The sequence below is a fragment of the Fictibacillus sp. NPDC058756 genome (genome assembly GCF_042746035.1).
GTDB lineage: Bacteria > Bacillota > Bacilli > Bacillales > Fictibacillaceae > Fictibacillus.
Genome location: NZ_JBHYPU010000003.1, coordinates 19,787 through 42,535, shown reverse-complemented (window position 1 = coordinate 42,535; position 22,749 = coordinate 19,787). Strand labels below are relative to the sequence as shown.

Sequence of the window (22,749 nt, the reverse complement as noted above, 5' to 3'; positions counted from 1 at the left end):
CACTGTTTACTTTCCATATCAAAACTTCAATAGGCATAATACTCACACCTCATTTTACAGGTTTTATATAAACCCTATGTTTTCATTTATTCCTATATGTGCTTTTACAGAATATACGTTCTTAAAGCGCACCCATCTCTCGAACTATGTTTTTGGCCAGTAAAATTCTTTTTTATAGTACTTCTTTTTGAGCTTTTCTAAGTCATACTCCCACTCAGAAATAGAATAACTGAATTTTTTATTCCCATCCTTCTGACCTTTTCTTAATCTCACGTTTCCGGCAATTGTATACGCAACCTTTTTTAAACCAATGTCAGGAACTATACGTTGTAAGACTTTCCACCTTTGTTCCCTTGTTGTTCCAGTGATTTGATAGCCTCTTTTCCGTAATTCGCTTTTCTCATTTAACCCCATTAAGTCATTGGAACCATTGTCATTTTCAATAACATCTGTCGATGGCCATTTGAACCACTCGTTTTCAACTTCTATTTTCTCTTTTAGATTGTCTTTTCTGTCTTCTTTTACACAAATATAACCAGAAGCATTTTCTTCTATTAATTTCTTTAATAAATACCTGTTTACATAGATATCTTCTCTTTTTGGATGACTGAACGCTTCTACTTGGATTATTTTTTTTATTTTTAACATTCTTTTATTTTCGTAGACTGCTAAATTAATTAATATTCTTTGATTTATATCACTTAATTTATCCCCTGAAGGAAGATTATATGATAACAGCCTTTCTACTTCCGTTATTACTTGCTTTTCTTTTACTTTTTTGAGTATTTGCTCAATAATGCTTTCTTTTTCAATGTTAGAATATCCATTGATCTTTTTAAAACGATTAACAAGAAGTAATAGTTTTTCTTTATCGATATGGCCTGTTTCTGAGAAAGTTTTTCCAACATAACTGTAGAGTTGTATACCCCAACGGTTACTCTTTATTAAGCTATCATATTGTTTTATATGTTCTTGAATTTCTTTGTCCCTGTCTAATATAAAACTGTACCAAAGCAACTTTTCAAATGTCTTTTCATTAACTTGTTTCTCAAACTTATACCAATCAACACATATATCGTAAAATAGTTTATGCAATTCATCATTCTTATTTAAAACTAAATATGTATGTAGAAGTTCTATTGATAGTTTCAATTTAAAACATTCGTAGATATTTCCTTCCAAGTTATCTATTCTATGTCTAAGGACTGAATCAATATTAAATTTCCCTAAAGTTCCTTCACAGTAGTTTAGTAGTTTCAAAACATTGTAATACACTCTGTCTTTTAATGAATGTTTAAACTGGATTAAAATTAGGTCACATAGTTGATGTACATTGGTTGCATTATCTGTTAGCGAAAATTTGGAATGAATTCTTATTTCATGTAAGACTTGTGTAAGTAATAAAGCGTGCTTTTCATTCTCTGTTCTTTGAATATATTCTAATAATCTTTTAACAGTATCAAAGAATTCCCTTGAGTTATTACCATCAATTCTTTTTCCCTTAAGTTTGACAACGACTTTCTTAAAGTCAGTATCACTCTTTATTGGATCAAAGTGTCCACCGTACTTCTCCTTTAACTTCTCCACTTCTATAGTAGACAACACTACCTTATTCAATTGACCTCCCTCTCTTTCTATATTGAAATAAAAAGGCACCTTAAGAAATCTTAAGTGCCTTCTAATGTAGTCGGTCAGTACCTAGTTGAATTTTTACGCCCCAGCAATCTCTTCCGAATTTCGATTTATCTCATCAATAACCCCAATAATCTTACGGGCATCGTCCATATTATCCTTAAACAACTCAACAATACTTCCGACTGACTTAAATGGGTCTTGCTGTAACACTTTCTTATCCATTACTCCGTTCTTCACGACATAATCCACAATAAGTTTCACAAACCTACTTTGATAGATATTAAGTTTTTCGTTGGTTAGAAACTCCGAAAAAGCTTCATTCGCTGCTTGAGTATCCAATCCTACAATTTGTCTTACGAGCCTAGTAATAGGAGTATCCCCAAAGTCCTTTTCGTAATCTTCTTTAGTTCCTAGTTCGTTCCAAAGAATACTTTCCAACGTTTTTATATCTTGATCAGTAAGCTTCTTGTTATTTCTAAGCTTGTGGATTGCTATTTCATCTCTATGTTGTTGAAGATAATGATGTACTTTCTTCTTATAATTTTGTAAGTCATTTGTGTGGAAGATCGGACCGCTTTCTTTTACCTCTAATACTTGATCTTTGAAGTTTGTAAAGTACATTTTTTGCTTTTCTTTTTCAATAAACTTGATCAGGTCACGTAGTGCTTCACGAACTCTTTCTAATTCAAAGATATCAGCACTTTCCCAGAACTCTTCAGTTAAAACCTTATTAATAATAGGCTTTTGCTCAACTACTTGTGGTATTGTTCCTAATTTAGACAATGCTTCTGCAGTTGTTACCACACTTCGTATTGGCTTAGTAGCATTCTTTGTTTGTAGTTTAGCTAACTCAATAGTGTACATTACTAAGTCAAAACGTTTAGCAAATTCGTCATCATTAAATGGTACGATGATAGGAGAAACATGCTCTTTAATTTCATTTACTTTCATTACCGTTAATGAGTTCCAATTAGCTTTATTTTTATATTTATGAACATGTTGCAAGTGTTGACGAACTCGGAAGTTTTCATCATCTAATACATTAATATCGGCAAAAACATCATTAATGATTTCGTTACGGTGTGAAATATAATTTTCTGTTTGGTATTCCATCCCTTGAAGTTCTTTAATGATTTCAACTTTTGAATTAAACAGTTTTTCCGTCAAACTCTCGGTAGCTTTTCCTTCAATACCCTTCGGATTCTCTCTGAAGAATTCAAAGTTACCGCAATAGTCAAATATTAAGAAATGAGTTTTATCCTGCCCTATCCCTAGTAGATCTGGGCATAAACGTGTTCCACGACCAATCATTTGCCAGAACTTTGATTTTGATCGGACCTTCTTAAAGAATACTAGGTTAACCACTTCAGGAATATCTACACCAGTATCAAGCATATCAACTGAAACAGCTATCTGTGGCATTTTTTCTTTTGTTGAGAAATCTTCAATTAGGCTTTGGTAATAGTTCACACTATAGTCAATGACTTTCGCAAATTCTCCGCCATACTCTGGAAATAAAACATCGAATCTTTCAACTATCTTTAACGCATGTTGGTGGTTTTTCGCAAAGAGAATTGTTTTGCCAAGTTTATCTCCACCTTCAACATGTATTCCCTTTTCCATTAAGTTCTTGAGAACGGTATCAATTGTGTCAGCATTAAAAAGCCACTCATTTAATGCTCCACTATCAATATCATCTCCAACCTCATCATCAAATGTTTCTTCATATAACTCTTTTTCCTCATCTGATAAATCATCGTAACGAATACCTTCTTCAAGGAATTTCATTCTTGTTTCGATGGTTCTGTAATCAACCAAATATTCATCTTCAACCGCTTTCTCCAACTCGTAGGCATATGTTGGAGCACCACTTTCCAAGTTAAATACCTCATACGTATTTTTATCAATTTCATCTTTTGGGGTAGCAGTCAGTCCAAGCAACATACCGTCAAAATAGTTAAAAATTGAACGATACTTTTTATATATACTTCTATGAGATTCATCAATAATGATTAAGTCAAAATGACCAATAGTAAATAACTTCTTGCCATCTTTACGTTTGACTTCATCAATGGCATTCATCATTGTTGGATAAGTAGAGAAGACCATACGGCTTTCATCAGGATTATCTTTGTTATCCAAGAGATTACATAACGATAAGCTAGGTAAAAGATTATTAAAGTTTTTCTTTGCCTGAAGTAGAAGTGTTTTACGATCTGCTAGAAACAAAACGTTTTTCACCCAGTTATGGCGAGAAAGGACATCCACAATCGAGATAGCTGTTCTTGTTTTCCCGCTACCTGTCGCCATAACTAACAGCATCTTTCGCTGATTTCGTTCCAACGCATCGCAAACTGATAGAATTGATTCTTTTTGATAATAACGATTCGTTATATCATCGTTAATTTCAACATCCTTTAATTCTCGCTTCATTGTGAGGCGATCTATAACAAGTTTTAAATCGGCTTTATTATAGAATCCAGATACCCTTCTTGGTGGATAGGGTTTATGCCAGATATAGGTTTCAAAACCATTGGTATAAAAAACTACGGGACGCTGCCCATATTTTTGTTCAATGCAGTCGGCGTATAGTTTCGCTTGTTGCTTACCGACATTAGGATCATTTGATGTTCGTTTTGCTTCAACTATACCTATAGGTTTACCATTATCACCCAGCAGTACATAATCAACAAAACCAAAACCTTGATTATTCGGCATTCCTGTCACTTCAAATTCCTTTACAACATCCGTACCGAATTCCCAACCAGCTAGTTTTAAATCAAGATCAATATACTTCTGCCTTGTTTCAAACTCACTTATTTCATCAACCTCAAAATCATATTGATCTGTATTTAATTCCCGTTTGATTGTATTTACCTTACGAAGCTCTTCATTTTCCTTCATCATTTCTTCTAAACGACGATCTTTAGAGCTTAACTGGTCATATAAGTCTTGTAACTCTTTTGGTCTTACACGTTTTTCTTCACCATGTTGGAGTAGAGATTCGTCGAATTCTTTTGCAGTATATTCATCCGAATAACAGTAATCAATCCAAGCCACAAACTGATGTAAATTGTGTAGAGATAATATTGCTTCATCACGATTAACGTTTGCGTTAGAATGTACTGATACATTCCCTAGCTTAACAATGTACTTTAACAAAGGAAGTAAATCATCATCAATAATAGCAAGAAAATTAGAATCGTGAATTAAACTCGATAAGTTCTCTTGATATGGAACTTTTAATTCACTATCAGAGCTGTAAAGCCACTTCACTGCAAGCTCAAGGGCGCGACGGGCCAAAATCGCACACGTCGCTGGACTAACTATAAGAGCTTTCTCTGCTTCTAAGCAGGCATTAATAAAACTCTTATATTGAGCTTTTCCTTTAAGAAAACCAAAGTTGGTAGTCAAGAATATTTCACCTCTTTATTTAAGTATCGAAGGTTTTTCTTCGGTGAATAGTTCTCCTTTAAAGGCACGTTGCATTATAGAGTTATACATATCAATTGTCTCATCGTAACTTTTATGCAATATTTTTTTCTGAATTTCTATCTTCTTTACTTTTTGTGCAAATTCATTTTGTGAATCAAGTGGTGGTAAAAAACACTTAAATTTCTTCACATCCTTAACATTTACATGACCAACAGTAGACCCACTTGTTTTTGAGAGGGCTTGATGATAGACTCCCTTAGACCGAACCATAGCCCAAAGATAAATGCTATTAACAACTTTATAATCAGGTCTAAATAACATTACTCTTTGACCTAAACAAAACCTCTTTTCATCCGTTAATATTACCGCCTCTCCAAAGGTACCTTCCCTTCCATAAACAATATCTCCAATTTCAGGATTTAACCTCTTTATTCTCTTTTCAAACTCGGATTCATCAACATACTTCATTGAGCCCCATTTAATATATCCATTGGACAATTCCGATGTTCGTATACAAGCGTACTCTGTTGTTTCTTGTGAGTATTTCGGGGTAGAATGTGGGCAATCTATTATATTTTCACAAATATCTTCAAGACTAACAATATCCCACCCCTTCTTGTTTCTCCTTATGTCCCCATACATCTCCAAAAACACATTTTGCGTTAATTGTTCTAATGCCTTTATTTGAAGTAGGCGTTTATCAATAACTTTTCCTATTTCATCTAACAATTCAACCACTTTTCTTTGCTTATTTACGGATAATAGAAGTACTTTGTAATTCTTAACATTTTTAGGCTGCGCTCGAGTTAATGAGCCACCAATGCCAGTGACTTGTGAGGATAATAATTGCTTAAACCTATCGCTTTTAAAATAGTAAGATAAATATTTATTGTTGTATTTCTTTGTTCTAACTACAATCCACTCAGAAGATGCTATTTTCAGGTGTTTTGAGTGGTTATTCACTATCCATACTCGATTAATGCGAGGGTTGATTTTAGAAATTAAAATATCCCCTTCTTCTACAATTTGCTTGGATGATGCTATATCCTTTCCTCGCACAATTTCAGGCAATTTTGAATCAAAACTAGGTATACTATATAACTCATACCATACATTAGGATTTTTTTGAGGATTAACTGATTTAGATTTATATTCATTGATCTCCTCAATCTTTTTAAACTCCATCAGTTATTCCTCCAATAATTTTTGTAAGTTATTTAAACCGTACTGAATTTCCGATTCTAATTGTTGTAAATCAGCTATTATCTCTTTAGGAGCTTTATACTCTGCTTCTTCATACTCAATCTCTTTATATTTATTAATCGACAAATCATAGTCATTCTCACGTAACTCGTCAACCTTTACAAAGAAGGATTGTTCTGTACGTTTTCGTTCCAATTCACCTTGTAAATTACCAAAACGTGCAATAATATCTTCAATATCATTGGAATATATCGGTGTGCGTTTATCATCTAATGAATACCCATCCGCTTTCATATCATAGAACCATACATTATCTGTACCGCCGGCACCAGTTTTCGTAAAAATTATAATTGCTGTAGATACTCCAGCATAAGGTTTAAATACACCACTAGGCATTTTAATTATTGCTTCAAGTTTATGAGTATCTATAATTTCTTTCCGAATTTGTTTATGAGCTTTTGAGCTTCCAAATAGTACACCATCTGGGACAACAACAGCTGCACGTCCTCCAGCTTTCAGAATTCGGATGAAGAGAGCTAAGAAAAGCAGTTCTGTTTTCTTTGTTTTTGTCAGTTTTAATAATTCGTTTGAAACCCCTTCTTCATCAAGTGAACCTTTAAATGGAGGATTTGCAAGTACTAGCGTATATTGTTCTTTATCTTTATTCACTTCAGCAAGAGAGTCACGGTAGTCAATATTAGGGTTATCAATCCCATGAAGCATCATGTTCATTGCCCCGATACGCAACATCGTTCTGTCCATATCATTTCCATAAAACATCGTGTTATTAAAATGCTCTTTTAAGCCTTGAACCAAGAACAAATCATTATTGTTATTACGTAAGTACTCAGCCGCAGAAACAAGGAAACCCGCTGATCCCATTGCTGGATCAATAATGATATCTTCAGGTGTTGGTTTCATTAGTTCCACCATCATATCGATAATATGGCGCGGCGTTCGGAACTGACCGTTTGTACCAGAAGTTGCTACTTTTGATAGCAAATACTCATATAAGTCACCTTTTGTATCACGGTCTTTCATTGGAATATTATCTATACCATCAACAATCTTAGATAGCATATTAGCAGTAGGAATCATAAACATCGCATCGTTCATATATTTTGAGTAAGCCGAATCCTCTTTACCATGTAAATTTTTGATAAAAGGGAATACTTCTTTGGATACGATTTCATACATTTCCTCAGATGACCCAAGTTGTTTAAAGCGACTCCATCGTAAATGTTCCTTGTCTTTAGGAAATAATCCTTGATGTTCCATACCTAAAAACTCCGCTTCCTGCTCTTTGGTTGTCTCTTGTTCATCTAATCCTTTTATAAATAATAGATAAGTAAATTGTTCAATCACTGTTAATGGGTTAGTAATACCACCCGTCCAAAATGTTTCCCATATTTTATCTACTTTACTTCTAATTTCACCTGTAATCACATTGGTACCTCCTTGAATTTTCCATTCTATTATATCACTATCCAAGACAAGCATATAGAGATTGGCAGTAAAGGGTATTCACCCCACTTACCACCAACCACTATTTTTACTTGAACTTACTAAATGATATTTATTCAAAAAATTACTTAATAGTTTCTTTCGCATAAATCGTTGTTTCTATGTTTGATTGAGCGAGCATTACAGGCCACCAAAAAGGTGTGTCTCTCCATCCTTTATCTGCATCACCATTTTGTTTTAGTAGCATAACAGCAGGGTGGTCAATTGCAACTTTTCTCGCTACTTTCAGCTCTCCTTTTTCACCTTTAGGTGTATCAGGAGAGTTCTCAAATCTTCCTTCCGAATCAATTCTTGTAATATTTCTCCCCTCTCGGACTATTATCCAGACAAAATTTTCTTTACTATCCAATGTCAAATAGTCCAGAATAGAGAAATATTCATCTAAATCCCACTCGTAGCCATCTTCCATTACAAGGGTTTCATGGATAACGGAAAGGATTTTTTTCACTTTACTTACAGGTGCCAAGAATGCATCATCGTCCATGACTTGTGGTGAAAATTGTTTTAATTCCTGAATTACTTTAGAGACCATTTCTACCTTTTTACTAATATAAGACTTATATCCAGACTGAAAACCGACCGGTAATATCCTCTTATGAGGCTTTAGTGTTACAAGGTTCGAAAGTAATATTTTGTTCGGACTACACGGAACAATTTTATTTGATGTATCTTTCTGAACGAATACTACACCCTGATTATGTCCTTTTTCAAATGCCTCTCTTAATTCAGTATCAAATTCATGGATTCTCTCCATGATATTATAAATTTTTCTGGTAGTATAGAACCTAGTCACAGCTATATCTTCCATGGATCTAGCTCCATACATTCGTGAATGTTGCAACACGGTATCTTGTTGAAAAGATTTTGGGTTTCTGCCATAGAAGAATCCAGTTAAATTACCAATTGTTACTCCTCTATCTAGAATTTGACCTCCTATAAAGATGTTCATTGGTGTCCGAAGTTGCAGTTGTCCATTAGAGTCTAGTAATTCTTCTACATCTTTATCTGAATTCACTGTCGAAACAACAATCATTTCCTGAATTAATGCATCATTAACTTCTCGAAGTACTTCATAAAATGAGGGTTCTGGTGTTTGAACAAGCCTAACTGACTTCATTAAATGACTATAGGACTGTTCAATCCACTCAATAAACAAATCGTTTTTTTCTTCTGCTAATTTTACCAGATCCTCTAAAATGAGTTTAATAAGTTGTTGTTGCCAATCATGTGCTCCTTTTCCTCTCTCTGTATGAACAACCATCGAATATTTTTCTTCATCCTCATTTAGATATCTTTGCTGCCATCGCCTGATACAACTACCTACAATAAAATTGATAACCGCCTGATTTAGGTTATATAAATTATTTTGAGTTAGTAGATTTACTTTTCTAACACGACGCAAATCCATTTTTTTCATAACATCTAAATCATTATCAGTAATTTCCCTGTATAAGTAATAAGCTGGTGAATCTTCATTTTTTGATTCGTCAAAGTACAAATCACCACCAACATATTTATCATGTATAGGTACTAACTCAGTAAACGCAGGCCTAACAGGTTCAAATTTAAGGAAATCATTAATCTCCCTCTCTTCCGGCTGTAGATAAAGCGAGTAAGGAGTAGCTGTAACCTGTAAAAATGATCCTTTGCTTACATTCGCTCTAATATTATCAAGCTTTGAAGCTATTACTTTCATTTCAATGATATTTTTCTCTGAATTATTTTCATAGGAAACACTCGCAAAATCCGCTTCATCATCAATAAATAAAATGTTTTTATTCTTAAGATTAGGATAAGTTTCAAACAGAGCATCACTAATTCTGTCCATATTCCTTGTTTCTTTTTTAACAACAATGGCGAGCTTTTTATTTAGTTCCCATTTACTTAGATTAGAAGGCAAGGACATAATATCGTAAACACGCATTTTGTCACGTACAATCATTCCATCAAACTCTTGGTTTAATCTAGCTATAGTTTGTTTAACCAATGCTTTAGTACCTTTAGTTAAGATAATTACAACATCATAACCATTGTCATAGGCTAGACCCATTATCCCTAGAAAGGTTCTTGTTTTACCAGACTGAATCTTCCCTAATAACATACCTGGTTTATTAGCTGATGTCTGTTGTTGCACCAAATTTTCAACAGTGTTTTCAATACAATATAAGTACTCATTTCCATAATTGTTTTTGCCTTTTAAAAAATTGTAAAATATTCCTTTAGTTTCGAGTGATAATTGAGTTGTTTTCAATATTTGTTTCCTTCCTTATTTAGTTTTAGTGACTTCACATACCATCAGTAATAATTATTTTGGTAATTTTATGAAGTAAAACCATTACCTTCTTTTAATTTCTGAAGATAGAAGTTTTCAACCTCTTTTCTTTTGCCAATAAGATATTCTTCCTGATATATCTCATTAACCTGGGATATTCCATTGCATTTAACACCAGGCATCTCAGAAGCTAAATCCATTACCATAATTGGATTATAAAAGACTTCTGTAATCAGAAACCTCGCTACGCTTACCTCATTCTTTCGCCCTACATGACCATAACGTAACACAACCTTCCAATATTTCCATTTCATAATTTCCCCTCCATTAGTCGATAATCAGAAATGATTCTCGAATTCCCATACTTTCATACAGTTTCAGTTGCATTTGTTTTTTCTCTTCTTCTAGTTGTTGTTGTCTCTCATGAATGCTACTATTCATTTCGTAAAATCCTTCTACAATTTTCAATTGCTCTTCAATATCTATTACTGGCACTTTTATATCCTCAAGGTCTTTAGGGTTTATCGTTAAGATATTAGTACCTATCTGCTTACTTGCAAGCATGTATTGACCTACTGGGCTTTCTAGATACTCTTTAAGAAAATAAGGGTCTAGTTGGTTTGTACACCTAATCCCCAAGAAATTATGAGACAAAATAATATTCTCTTCGACATGTGGTACGACAGCAATCTTTATACTTGTTCCTCGGTTAGAAATGATTACATCTCCACGTTGCACAAGATACATTTCCACTTTTGATTTACGTTTCAAAGTAACGCTTGTTAATTCCCCCAAGTTAATTTCGCCATCTTTCACATCCGAAAGTTTAATGATTTTATAATCTCCAAATCCTTCTTCTACTGATTTCGAAGAAACATTAAACCCCCTGTAAATGGACTGTGCTAAATTGGATAAAGATATATTATTAGACTGATTATTAATTTTGTCTTGGATAACTCTGATCCTACCAAACGTATCTACAACAATCTCATTGTCTTCTAAGTAGCGTTTACACAACAGATCAGCATCTTCAATCTGGTTGGTCTTAATGAATTTACTAAAACCTTTTATTTCTGATCCGTTGTCATACGCATTAACAATCTTTTCAATATTTTCATGATCTAGTTGTTTTCTTCGTCTATTTAATTGTTTAAATTCTTCTTCAGCATTGATAAATAGTATCTTTCCCTTACGTTCACTAGGCTTATTTTTATTTAATACAAGTAAATTCGTTTGAATGCCCGTTTCAGTATAAATATTCTCTGGTAATGCAATTACCGCTTCAATAACATCAGCAGTAATCATATTTTGACGAATTGTTCCTTCTACTCCCTGTCTAAACAACATACCATTAGTTACAACGAATACCGCTTTTCCGTTTTGATTTAATGATGACAACCCATGCATAATAAATGCCATATCTGCACTTCTTCTTGGTGGTTTTCCATAAATAAAACGATTATATGAGTCTTTAAGCAATGTTTCATAATCTGTGATGTTTAATGAAAATGGAAAGTCCATCATAACTCGGTCAAACTTTGCGATATTCTTTCCTTCAATAAAAGCTGGCTTAAGAAGTGTATCTCCTAACCGTAAATCAACATTTTCAACACCATGAAAGAGTAAATTGAGCTTCGCCAAAGCCCAATTGTTATAGTTCACTTCTTGCCCGAACAGATGTATTTTCCCAGTATTTTCATTTGTGTATTTTTCCACTTCCACTATTGTCGCTCCAACACCAGCAGCACCATCATAAAAAGTTCCTGAATATGGTTGTAATAATGCTACCCCTAATTGATTGATACTTTCTGGTGAATATTGTCCACCATCTTTTTTTCCTTCATTTTCGTAAAGGTTATTAAACAGTTTATCAATTAAAGTAGCCCATCTGTCGTTTGTCAGTTCCATATTTTTTACTTGCAGTAAAAAGTTAAATAAAACTTTCTGACTTAACCCTTCTGACGCAAAGATATCATATACACCTTTTAAATCTGGATATTCGTTTTCAACAAGTTTAAAAGCGTGAATGAGGCTCTCGACTAGGTTATCTTCATGTTTTAATATGCTACTAATCTGAGCTTCTTGAGGAATTTTGTTATTGTTCTTTAGAAACTGCAGACTATAAACTGGAAAGGCAACATTTTTCATTTTATCAAGTTGTAAATCCCCTCGTAATAAATCTAATTGATTGAATAACATGTTATCTTCCATACAATTAACAACCCCTTACTTTTTAGTTAGTTATGCAATTACTAACTTTCGTTAAATCTAATATATATCACATTGAATGACTAGTCAACTATTTTTGATAATTTAATTACTAACTTTAATTCATATTGTTATGTAATCTGAATTTCATTCCATAACCAATAGAATTATCTTAAAAGGCTTTCTCCTTTTCACAAGAAGAACCTTAAAAACACAAAACAATTTCAAGATGAATAAAAGTTAATAAGAAACCAAAATTAAAAGGCATGAGCCTAGTGCAATACCGGTCTCATGCCTCAGAGGCAGCCTATGTTTTATTAATACCCTTTCTCAACAGTTAACTGACTGTAAAGGGTGACTTTACTAATAACCACCCTTAACTTATTCAAATTGTCATTGAATTAATCAAGATATCCATTTAATTCAACATGAATGGGTAAGTAACCCAGCGTTGTTTTTAATTTCTTATGTCGAAGTTGTCTTTGAATCGACTTATAATCGTTTCCCTCTTTATACAGTAAATAGCCCATTGTTGCTCTTAAATCATGGTTTGTTACTTTCCGTGTTATTTTTGCATTCTTTCTAAGTTTATCCAACAATTTATTAAGATCCACCGGTGTTAATGGCTTGTCTTTCATAAAAAACAACTCTTTATCTTTTTCTTTTGTCCATACTTTAAAATAGGGATGATTCATATATTCCCCAAGCTTCTTTTGAAGGGCATCTGTCAATCGAACCGTACCAATTTTCCTTTTACGGCCCTTGTCAATGACAATGACATTGTGTTCGAAATCTATTTGTGAAACTGTAAGCCTACATAATTCCTTTGCTCTTAATCCACAAGTGGTTTGAAGCAACATAATCAAATAGAATTGTTGAAAAAAAGGATCCAGATCGTAGGCTTCCTTTAAAAGTTTCAAACACTCTTCTTCACTTAACGCTCTGTTTCGAAACGATTCGTAGTAGAATGGATTTTTATAATGTCTCAATGGATTATATTCTATCAAATCATAATCAACCAATAAGTCCATAAAGCTTTTTACAACGGTAAAACCTAGTTTCGCTTGTGATTTAGTTTTGTTCTCGTGAAGATACTCAATAAATCCATCCATAAAATCAAGGTCAATCGGGGCATACTTATCATGAATCTTGCTGTAATAAAACTTGTCAAAATCAAGCTCCCCCTTTCATACCACTAATCCTAAAAAGTCCTCAAAGACTTTTAAATGGCTAATATAATTTTGAACAGTATTGGGCTTTAAGGTATTTAGTTCCTTCCACTTCTGAAAGTAAATAGACGAAAAGAGAATCCCTTCCACTAGATACCAACTCCCAAGTGTTTTAATTGATCAGTTTCAAGCTTTGCAAATGGATGTTTATCAATCGCCTTTTGGTAATGCTCATCAAATAAAGTATCTTGAAAAAGAACAACTTGCCTTGTTTTTAGAAACAGCCAAAGATAATGGACTTGAGCATGATTACTTAGTATTTTTAATCCTATCCTACACAGGAATTCGGGTTGGAGAGTTAGTTGCGCTCAAATGGAAGGATATTGACTTTAAAAACCACACTATCAGTATTACCAAAACATATTACAATCCGAATAATAATGCAGTTGTATATCAGTTGCTCCCACCGAAAACCAGAAAGTCGAGACGGAAAATTATTGTGGATAAAGATGTAATCAAAGTTTTGAAAGAGCACAAAAAAATTCAGAATAAGGTGATTGAGCAATTAGGTAACAATTACTATAACCACGACTTTATCTTTGCAAAGATGAAGCGACATTTCGGTTATCCAATCGTGATTAAGAATGTACGAGACCGAATGAAAAGATTGCTTACCATCGCAGATCTAAATTCAGAGTTAACTCCGCATAGTTTAAGACACACTCATACCTCACTTCTTGCTGAGGCAGGTGTCTCACTCGAACAAATCATGGACCGCCTTGGTCATACTGACGATCAAATCACAAAAAATGTATACCTCCATGTCATGAAGAAATGAAAAAAGAAGCTTCCCAAAAGTTCAGTGAACTTATGAGAAGCCTCCGTTAATTTCCTTAATGTTAGCAAAATGTTAGCAAACCACTCTCACCTTACCAACAAACCCATTCATATCAAGGGTTCGAGGGGCAGATTACATCATGCCGCCCATTCCGCCCATGCCCATTCCGCCCATGTCAGGCATTCCGCCGCCAGCGTTTTCTTCTGGCTTGTCAGCGATTACTGCTTCTGTTGTTAGGAACATTGCAGATACGGATGCTGCGTTTTGCTGCTTAAAGTACCTATGTATATATAGTTAGAAGCAGTAAACACTACTTCCTATGTTTGAAATTATATTTTCAGTATAAAGCAGTTGTTGTTAAGTGTAAAGCAGTATATTGAAATTTTATCCAAAACGGAAAAACACATTTTTAACCATGTTGCTAGTGAACCCTGTGTTGCATTTACTTTTGTTCTTACGTGTCATTGTACCTTTCACTTCTCATATAATTGGTGTACAAAACATAACCTACATCATTTTATCTAATTCCAATGCTGATTCAATAAGTAACATTTTAAGTTTTGTAATGTCTTTGTCTTTTTCACCTGACATACAATAATCATCAATAATATCTTCAGTGGTTTCATTATCATTATCAAAACCAAGATACTCCATTAACTGTAATGTAAAGTATTTTCCATAACCCTGGTTTAAGTAATCAGAACTAATTCTCTCTCCAAGTTCATTTATCCAATCTTTAATTTCTTCAGATAATCTCTTACTATGAACATATTCATCAACTTGACCTTGAAAGTAAAACATATTGTTATCAATAATCCTATCCAATGACCAAAAAACTTCTAATGATTTTAATAACGTCATAGGCAACTTTTCAGAATCAATCATGTTAATCTTTTTGATTCTTTCTTTGGTTTCTTGTTTCACCTTTATCACCCCAATAGTTAAGTATAAAAGAAAAACCTGTAAACAAAATTGCTTAATTTTTAGGCAAAAAAAAGACACCCAATACAGAAGTGGCTGAATACTTCCGTAAAGGGTTTTTTATATTTTATTTATAAAGGAGATTTACAAAAGACATTGCAAGCAACATAAGTATAGTATTCAACGTTATCATCCCTATTTACCTTCCAAGTGACGTTTTAACGTACTGTCAATACGGTTATATACCAAAGCATCATATACTTCATTTGGTGCAACTGTAAGGGGAATTGAACCGCCTGAAGCAGTATGAATTAATGATAAAGATTCACTTGCATCAGCAGTGTAAACTTGTTTCTGTAATCCAAGCTGAACCTTTAAAGTATCTAGTTTTCTTTCAGGTTTTACCAGCTTGTTATATTTATCAGATGCTTCAATTAAGGCTTGAAAGTACTGCTTCTTTGCTTCTGCAAGTTCTGTTTGAATAGCACGAAGTTCCTTTTGTTTAGTCTGTATAAGCTTCTGCTTATCAGCTTCAAGTTCTTCAATAACTGCTTTAACATCTTCAGTTTTGTATTCCTGAATAAGTTGTACTTCCTTTTGTGCATCAAGTACTTTCTTTCTTATAGCTTCAACTTCTGCTTCTTCAACTGCAAAATGTTCTTCGCTAATATCACCTAAAACCTTCATTTTACGTAAGTCTTTAAGCATTACTTCCTTTTCAGCAAGTTCAACATGTAAACCAAGAAGCATTTCTTCTTTCTTGTTCAGTGCTTCAATATATCTTCCTTCAACTGATTCTGCTTTCTTCAATAAGTTAGTGATGATTTTCATAATTAATTACTCCCTTTCAATCTGCTTAATAGTTTTGCCTTGCGTTCCTCAACCGATTTACCTGAAGAAGATATACTTGAATCATTTAAACCAAGTTCCGCCATACGTTGCCTTTTATCAGCTTCAATTACGTAAGAAAAAGTATCAGTAAACAATTCAATTTCTTTTGGTGTTGGATTAGCTTTATACGGAATCTTCAGCAAGTGCTTCTTCAGTTGTTCATAAGCTAGTTTTTCATCACTTGGAATAATCACATCTTGTATTTGTCCCATGTAATGTTTTAAAGCTGGATTTTCCATATACTCATAATAGGTTTTTGTACTCATGTTATTTGCAGTACAAAACCCTAGTACAGTGTGCCCTTCTGTCATTTGTGCTTTAACAAGCTTCCTTGCAAAATTTACATGATGTTCTGATAAAGTATCAGGTACTTCAATAGCATCAATTAATGCTTCAGATTTATTGTTTGTTTCCATTTTGTTCAGTATCCCCTTTTATCTTGATTAAATAGTTTCTTTCATACTGCTTCCATAACGTGCCGGTGTACTTGGAATGAACTTATCAAGTGATTTCCGTACTTTGTTTCTATACAAGTCAGTTACCAGCATATTCTTCACCAACTGCAAAGAACGGTTTGTGTTCTTCTTATGAAGTTCACTTTGTAATTCCTGTACATCTGAAAGCAATCTGTACTTTTCTTGTGTTGCTAGATTGATAAATGTCTGTACGTGTTCCCGGTGAACTGATACCGGCACTTTGTACTCAACATCAAAAGATTTTACTGCATCATAGACTTCAGCAAGCAGTACAGACAGAATAGGCTTCTGTTCTTGGTGTGTACCAGCTTCAAAGCAGTTCTTCACATAAGATAAGTTTTGCTTGATGCTTGTAAGTTGTTTATTTTCTATCATTGATAACACCCCAATTTTTAAGATTCTTCTGTACTGTTTCTTCTTTGCTTTCTTGGTGTTGCTTCAGCTTCCTATTCTGATAGATAGTATGTAAGGCAATGCAATCTGCTAAACTTACACCAGCTTTACCAACTGCCTTTAAAATTGCTTCCTTTGTATGACACTGTAAAGGTGTAGCACCTGTTTCAATCTTGGATATTAAAGACCTATCAACACCAACTGCTTCAGCTAGTTCTGATTGACTTAACCCGGCAATTTGCCGAACCGACTTAATAACTTTGTAATCCATTTCTTCAACCCTTTCTTTTGAAAATTAATATTCAATTTCACGAAACGTGAATTAATAAGTAATAAAAAAAGATGCTGATACAGTAAGTACCAACACTTTCACACACTTTCTTTTATCCAGTTGAAGAAGGAAGTTATCCACCAAACATCCAAAAGTATGCAATAGCTTTTTCAATGGAAGAGAAAAAGTTTTTAAACATAATGAACTATTCGTATATGTTTAAATTTGAAAAGTTTTCACGCTGTATATCCTTTCAAGCGACTATCAAACTTTTACACTAATAGGTATTTAAAAATAGGTGAAAGTAAGACACAAGTAAAAGAATAGCAGCATAAATTTTTCTGAAATTTTTCAAAGCAATTTTACCTTTTCTTTAATTGCAATTACTGGCATACCCCTAAAGAACCGGAGGTGAAAATTTGTGTTTGTATTTATGAAACGGTAAACCTAGAATGTGCCATACCCCATCCCCCCATTACCCCGGTACTTTCCTTTTTACATATGTATTTGAATATTAATAATCAAATGAAGATTGTTCTGAAGATAAAGCTGAAGTAATACGAAGAAATGAAAAATGAAGCTGATGAAATTCCACAGAATAAGAATCATAAAAAAAGATGTATTACTTAAACTGTAATACACCTGTTAATCTCTGCTAATTTAAAAGTTTTCAATTCTATAAGATTCGATTGAACTAGTTTTTAATACAATTGTTTCATTATTATTATTTCGAATAATAAGTTCATCCTTGCTTAATACATCTTCTTTAAATTCAGATAATACATCTTCAAGTGTTTCTCCATTAAAATTAAACGTTTTGTCAATTTCATATCCACTAATTGTACGAATGGTAAATCTTTTAATTTTAGCCACTATGCTTCCCCCTACATCTTAATAATTACATTTTAAGGAAGTATATGTTTTGTGACAAGTCTTAAAAAGTTACGAATAGTTTAATGTATGAAAATACTATAAAAACATACATTCATTTCGTTGATACTATTGATGTAAGTGGAAATAAGTGCTATTATGAAATTCAGAATAAAAAACATACATTCAAAACATTGATTTTACTGAAGGGAACTATACATATGAATCACAACCCAAACCAAATTAAAGATGTGCAACCTATCAGAAGTAAAGAACAAATAGAAGATATGAAGTGGTCTTTAAAACGCTTTTGTTCAGAACGTGATTACATACTATTCTTAATTGGTATTAACACCGGTTTACGTGTTGGTGATTTACTGAAGTTAAAGGTGAAGGATGTTAAAAAGAAGAAAGTGCTGAAGATTAAAGAAGGTAAAACTGATAAATACCGTGAAATAAACTTAATTAATATATACGAAGAAGTTAATGCTTACGCTTCTTCAGTTGCTTCAGAATGGTTGTTTCCTAGTCGTAAAGGTGATAAGCCTATATCAACCATACAAGCTTACAGACAGTTAAATAAAGCTTCTGAAATGGTTGATATAACTGAAGGAATCGGTACACATACCTTACGTAAAACATTTGGTTACTGGTATTATAAGAACACTAAAGATATATACCAGCTTCAAGCTATCCTGAACCATTCAAACATAGACATAACAAAGCGTTATATTGGTATTACTCAAGAAGAAATAAATGATAGTTTAAAGGATTTTGTACTTTAAGAACTGGTAAACCCCGGTTCTTTTTCATTTCCATCCATTTCCATGTTAATGTTACAATTGAAATATCTTACAGGAGGTGGTTATTTGTATAAATTGCAATTCGTTAATACGTTCAATCAGGAAGTGTTAAGAGAAGCTACATATGATACAACCATTGAAATTAACAATATGATTATAGGTTTTGAAAAAGCCAGTGAGATTGATGAACCAACAATGATAATTTGTAATAACCGAAAAACTTGGAATGCAGAATACCTATTTCATAAGGTTGTAACTGAAGGAAACGATACGGTATACAAGGTATTTTTCATTGTGAGTTTATCTGAAGTACAAGCTAGAATACAAGATTAGTACAGTGCTGAACCAGTGGATGCTTGTGTATACTGCTGGTTCTTTTTTATTGCTGTAAAACTAACCACACCAATTTTCTTTTCCATGCGTGACCGGCAATTAATGGGTATTTACACCCCTTCCTTACTTTACATTTTCCAGTATCCGTTCAAGATTTAGACACAAATACACAAAAATTATACTGGTAAAATCGTATATTTATTTCCGGTTAAGTATTTTGTTAAGATTGGTTCTGTCATTCTAGGTTCAGCAGAATATACCCTATTCAAATGAAATAAAAAGCCTGCTAATGTATCTTCTTTCCATTCCTCGAAAAACCAGCCTGCTTTTACTTCATCAGAATACTCTTGATTCCAACAAAATTGTTCTTTGTATTTATAATTCACTAACAAGCCTAAATTAAAAATGATTATAACATCTACTTGTTCATTGATAGGTGTATTATTTTCAGTATAAAATTCTTTAATTTCCTTGATAGTATCAAGTACATTCTTTTTACACTTCATGCTAAATATAAAAAACGGAATTTGTTTAGCGTATTCATTAATATATTCAGGAAAATTTTTTTTGAAGATAATTGCATTATTTTGTCTGCGTAATTGTGCTACGGATATTCCTTGAGTTAGTCCCCTATGCAATTCATTTTTCACTGAAATATCAGGTTTAACTTCAATTGCTACATCTACCCCATCAGCAATTATTAAACTATGTTTTCCCCTTGAATCAACAGTATGTGGATGGTTTGGATTAAGAATTAAGCAATCAACAGAATCTGACCTTTTACCGTAACTATCATATATTCCACCTTTACTTATTCTATATGGGAATGGATAATATCTTTCAACAAAGCTTTGGACAGCATGTTCACGAAAATCTGAAACTTCTTGTGATGTTCCTTTACCTTCGATACTACTTCTGATAAATCTTGTTTGTATCTCGGAAGCATCAAGCTTTAAAATCTCTAAAAATTCTTTCATCTGGTTTTCTCTCCCTTTCTCCACTTTATATATTTTCCATTATTTATCAATCCAACTTTTTAATCAATATAAATGGAAAAACCTAAACATTCTTGTCGAAGCAAAGCTTCTCCAAGCTACAAATAAAAACAGCAATTACTATCATTCTTTTAATCTGAACAACCAAGAAGATAAGCCGGGTTATTATTCAGAACACTAAATTACTAATATGTTTTTTATTAAGTTGGGAAGGTGGTTTCCCTTCCCTGCTGAACGAAGTGAAGCATAGTAACGGTGTACTTTGTCTATTGTTCAGAACCATCCTTATTAAGTATAGGTAATAGATTAGAGTTACGAAACACTCCTAAAAGCACCTCCCCCTTACTCTCCCAAGGGTTTCAGCGTATTTTTTCAGGGTAGAAAAAGTGTCTCAAATTGCATCCCCAGGGTAGAAAAAGTGTCCAATCTTGCAATGATAAATATATACTAGCTTACCAATCTTTAAATTTTTTTACCTTCTTGTCGTACTTTTGTCTATTTTCAAATCCCTATTAGTACAGAAATCAATAGTTTGTAACCTGAAAACAAAATTGGGTAGCTGCAATTGATTCTGAATTAATTTGAAGGTGGAAATGAAAATGGATAAAGAAATAAAAATAATTGATTTGGTGGATGAAAATGGCGAATTAAAAACTGGTGCTTTCATTGAAAACTATGAAGGTGGTTTCTACAAAAAAGAATCAGTTGAAAAAATGAAAGAATATCAGGCAAAGAAAAAGGATTACGATACATTCACGGATATTGCCGGGGGGTTTTCATTCATGTTGGTTGATACATTAAAAGAACTTCATCAAGATACTCGTTTTAATGATATGGAAAAAGCACGTTTGATGTTTCTTGGTACTTTCTGTTCCTATGAAACTTCAGGAAGGTATCTGTTCACTAATAATAACAAGCCAATTCTTAAAAGTGATTTACAGGAACTTTTTGAAATCAGCAACAAGAAAGAATTTTACAAGTTCTATAACAAGCTTGTTGAAACTGGAATCATTGAAGAAGATGTGCGAGGAAGAGTTGAAGTGAGAATTAAATGGAATAGCAAATACCATTTTAAAGGTAAAGCATCCAAGAACGCTACAAGAAGCACTGAAACTGTTAAGGCTTATGATAGACAGATTCAAACATTGTATATGGAAAAGGATGCTAAAGGTAAAAGCATCAACACACCAAAAAACCTTTATGTAATGTTTATGGTGTTACCATTCATCAACAAAGAATCCGGTGTACTTTGTAATCTACAACAAAACCCACTTGAAGATACATGTGAACCGTTGGAATTAACAGACGTTGCTAAAATGTTTGGATGTTCAAAAGCTTCCCAAATAAAAACAAAGCTTATGAACTGCAAGCTGTACGGAACTAATGTGTTTTTTATTGGTGAAGGAACTAAAGACAGAAAGAAATACACAAGAATCTATGTAAACCCATTTGTATCTTCAAGAAGTGGTAAAGCACCAAATCCTTCACTTCTTTCAATGTTCCCTAATACCGGAAAGTTAATTGCTGAACAATTAAAAGCTAAACAAAAGAAAAAAGCAGATGGCTTTTACATCAATGAAGGAAAGAAGTTTTTTGAAAATTAATAATCAAAATCAAAAGGAGAATAGAAAAAATGTACAATGTGAAATTAACCGATAAAGAAGTTTACAAAATGCTATATCTGAACAAAGTGAAAGGGATGCTACCATATCAATTGGAAGAACTTTTTCCAGTATCAAAACCAACAATTAAAAACATTATAAATGGGAAAAGCAGAAAAGATTGTTATGAAGCTTTCATGTACTACAAAGAAAAGCATCCCAAAAAGGTTGTGAATCTATTTTAATCGTCTTACAAAAGATGCTGAAGTAATACATAAGAGTTAGGGGAAGTAGTTCAGTGATGCGTTCAGCTTCCCTTCTCCCTTTTCATTTTGTTCGGTTTCTTTCGCTGATTCTTCAGCACCCTTTATAACGTGGTGGTTATTGCTACTATAACCCCAGTTCGGATTCCCTTTCCCCTGTATCTCTATTACTGGTTTACATGACATTCCAGTGGTAAAGGTGCAGGGATTTTTTTGTACCCTTTTTGATTGAATAATGATTAATACTGGTTTTCAATAACAATTTATACACTAATTCTTAACCTATAACTTAATTCCAATCTTCTTAAAGAATCATTGATTTTTTTCCTTAATATTAATTCAGAAAAATCACTTCTACAGAAATCTATAGCTTCAAATACCTCATTTAATATCTTAAATAACTCATCATCCAACCATACACTTTCAACTCTAAATTTATTTAAGAAACGTTTTTCAAATTCTTCAAAGGACATAGCATGATTCAAAAATTTTTCCATTAATTTCATATAAATAAAAACACTCATTAGCATCAGCTTCCTTTTACTCACCGAGATATTATTATATTCATTCGTTTGACACTAATTACAGTTGACTATTCAAACAGGTTTTTCTAAAATCCTGTTTACTATCATTATAAGAAAAAAAAAA

General features: G+C 33.0%; 21 protein-coding genes and 1 pseudogene. 5 read left to right on the top strand and 17 right to left on the bottom strand.

Going from position 1 to position 22,749, the window contains the following annotated elements; all coding sequences use genetic code 11:
- Nucleotides 1-144: 144 nt before the first annotated feature.
- The 8 genes from ACFW35_RS18385 to ACFW35_RS18350 all read right to left on the bottom strand — a co-directional run bounded on the left by ACFW35_RS18385 (nt 145) and on the right by ACFW35_RS18350 (nt 13,389).
- Entirely contained in the window at nt 145-1,617 is a 1,473-nt protein-coding gene (locus ACFW35_RS18385; protein WP_379847983.1) for a hypothetical protein, read from the bottom strand.
- A gap of 93 nt (nt 1,618-1,710) precedes the next feature.
- Nucleotides 1,711-5,049, bottom strand: a complete 3,339-nt coding sequence (locus tag ACFW35_RS18380; protein WP_379847981.1) for a DEAD/DEAH box helicase family protein — start codon at nt 5,047-5,049, stop codon at nt 1,711-1,713.
- Nucleotides 5,050-5,064: 15 nt separating this feature from the next.
- The gene (locus ACFW35_RS18375; protein ID WP_379847979.1) at nt 5,065-6,255 is read right to left on the bottom strand and encodes a restriction endonuclease subunit S; all 1,191 of its coding nucleotides are present in this window, start codon (nt 6,253-6,255) and stop codon (nt 5,065-5,067) included.
- A 3-nt stretch (nt 6,256-6,258) separates the two neighbouring features.
- Nucleotides 6,259-7,719 (bottom strand): type I restriction-modification system subunit M, encoded by a 1,461-nt coding sequence (locus tag ACFW35_RS18370; RefSeq protein ID WP_379847977.1) that lies wholly within the window; start codon nt 7,717-7,719, stop codon nt 6,259-6,261.
- Nucleotides 7,720-7,861: 142 nt separating this feature from the next.
- Nucleotides 7,862-10,048 carry a Z1 domain-containing protein gene (locus tag ACFW35_RS18365; RefSeq protein ID WP_379847976.1) on the bottom strand — a complete coding sequence of 729 codons (2,187 nt, stop codon included), beginning with the start codon at nt 10,046-10,048 and terminating at the stop codon, nt 7,862-7,864.
- A gap of 68 nt (nt 10,049-10,116) precedes the next feature.
- Nucleotides 10,117-10,383, bottom strand: coding sequence for a hypothetical protein (locus ACFW35_RS18360; protein WP_379847975.1), 267 nt, complete (start codon nt 10,381-10,383; stop codon nt 10,117-10,119).
- Between the two features lie 13 nt (nt 10,384-10,396).
- The gene (locus tag ACFW35_RS18355; RefSeq protein ID WP_379847974.1) at nt 10,397-12,280 is read right to left on the bottom strand and encodes an N-6 DNA methylase; all 1,884 of its coding nucleotides are present in this window, start codon (nt 12,278-12,280) and stop codon (nt 10,397-10,399) included.
- Nucleotides 12,281-12,678: 398 nt separating this feature from the next.
- Entirely contained in the window at nt 12,679-13,389 is a 711-nt protein-coding gene (locus ACFW35_RS18350; RefSeq protein ID WP_379847973.1) for a tyrosine-type recombinase/integrase, read from the bottom strand.
- Between the two features lie 256 nt (nt 13,390-13,645).
- On the opposite strand from ACFW35_RS18350, the gene ACFW35_RS18345 reads away from it, so the two are divergent.
- Nucleotides 13,646-14,284 carry a site-specific integrase gene (locus ACFW35_RS18345; protein ID WP_379848051.1) on the top strand — a complete coding sequence of 213 codons (639 nt, stop codon included), beginning with the start codon at nt 13,646-13,648 and terminating at the stop codon, nt 14,282-14,284.
- 132 nt (nt 14,285-14,416) lie between these two features.
- Here the strand turns inward: ACFW35_RS18345 and ACFW35_RS18340 are convergent.
- The 7 genes and pseudogenes from ACFW35_RS18340 to ACFW35_RS18310 form a co-directional block, all read right to left on the bottom strand.
- Nucleotides 14,417-14,551 (bottom strand): annotated as a pseudogene (locus ACFW35_RS18340) (TCP-1/cpn60 chaperonin family protein); the annotation flags it as partial.
- Nucleotides 14,552-14,791: 240 nt separating this feature from the next.
- Nucleotides 14,792-15,208 carry a hypothetical protein gene (locus tag ACFW35_RS18335; RefSeq protein WP_379847972.1) on the bottom strand — a complete coding sequence of 139 codons (417 nt, stop codon included), beginning with the start codon at nt 15,206-15,208 and terminating at the stop codon, nt 14,792-14,794.
- A gap of 192 nt (nt 15,209-15,400) precedes the next feature.
- Entirely contained in the window at nt 15,401-16,036 is a 636-nt protein-coding gene (locus ACFW35_RS18330; protein ID WP_379847970.1) for a hypothetical protein, read from the bottom strand.
- Nucleotides 16,037-16,038: 2 nt separating this feature from the next.
- Nucleotides 16,039-16,512: a hypothetical protein gene (locus ACFW35_RS18325; protein ID WP_379847968.1), complete on the bottom strand. Its 474-nt coding sequence runs from the start codon at nt 16,510-16,512 to the stop codon at nt 16,039-16,041.
- Nucleotides 16,513-16,539: 27 nt separating this feature from the next.
- Nucleotides 16,540-16,947 (bottom strand): hypothetical protein, encoded by a 408-nt coding sequence (locus ACFW35_RS18320; RefSeq protein ID WP_379847966.1) that lies wholly within the window; start codon nt 16,945-16,947, stop codon nt 16,540-16,542.
- Complete coding sequence (locus tag ACFW35_RS18315) at nt 16,934-17,236, bottom strand: helix-turn-helix domain-containing protein (protein ID WP_379847964.1); 303 nt, start codon at nt 17,234-17,236, stop codon at nt 16,934-16,936. The genes ACFW35_RS18320 and ACFW35_RS18315 overlap by 14 nt, the downstream gene beginning before the upstream one ends.
- A 660-nt stretch (nt 17,237-17,896) precedes the next feature.
- Nucleotides 17,897-18,109, bottom strand: a complete 213-nt coding sequence (locus ACFW35_RS18310) for a hypothetical protein (protein WP_379847962.1) — start codon at nt 18,107-18,109, stop codon at nt 17,897-17,899.
- 218 nt (nt 18,110-18,327) lie between these two features.
- Here ACFW35_RS18310 and ACFW35_RS18305 point away from each other — a divergent pair, with 218 nt between their 5' ends.
- Together ACFW35_RS18305 and ACFW35_RS18300 are read left to right on the top strand one after the other, a co-directional pair.
- Nucleotides 18,328-18,891: a tyrosine-type recombinase/integrase gene (locus ACFW35_RS18305; RefSeq protein ID WP_379847960.1), complete on the top strand. Its 564-nt coding sequence runs from the start codon at nt 18,328-18,330 to the stop codon at nt 18,889-18,891.
- An 84-nt stretch (nt 18,892-18,975) separates the two neighbouring features.
- On the top strand, nt 18,976-19,242 hold the full coding sequence (locus tag ACFW35_RS18300) for a hypothetical protein (protein WP_379847958.1): 267 nt from the start codon (nt 18,976-18,978) through the stop codon (nt 19,240-19,242).
- A 176-nt stretch (nt 19,243-19,418) separates the two neighbouring features.
- Here the strand turns inward: ACFW35_RS18300 and ACFW35_RS18295 are convergent, their stop codons facing one another.
- Entirely contained in the window at nt 19,419-20,219 is an 801-nt protein-coding gene (locus ACFW35_RS18295) for a DUF6602 domain-containing protein (protein ID WP_379847956.1), read from the bottom strand.
- Nucleotides 20,220-20,836: 617 nt separating this feature from the next.
- Here ACFW35_RS18295 and ACFW35_RS18290 point away from each other — a divergent pair.
- A complete protein-coding gene (locus tag ACFW35_RS18290) occupies nt 20,837-21,841 on the top strand; it encodes a hypothetical protein (protein WP_379847954.1) in 1,005 nt (334 codons plus the stop codon).
- 29 nt (nt 21,842-21,870) lie between these two features.
- Nucleotides 21,871-22,083 (top strand): hypothetical protein, encoded by a 213-nt coding sequence (locus ACFW35_RS18285; RefSeq protein ID WP_379847952.1) that lies wholly within the window; start codon nt 21,871-21,873, stop codon nt 22,081-22,083.
- Between the two features lie 281 nt (nt 22,084-22,364).
- Here ACFW35_RS18285 and ACFW35_RS18280 read toward each other — a convergent pair whose 3' ends face one another.
- On the bottom strand, nt 22,365-22,625 hold the full coding sequence (locus ACFW35_RS18280; RefSeq protein ID WP_379847950.1) for a colicin immunity domain-containing protein: 261 nt from the start codon (nt 22,623-22,625) through the stop codon (nt 22,365-22,367).
- Between the last annotated feature and the right edge of the window lie 124 nt (nt 22,626-22,749).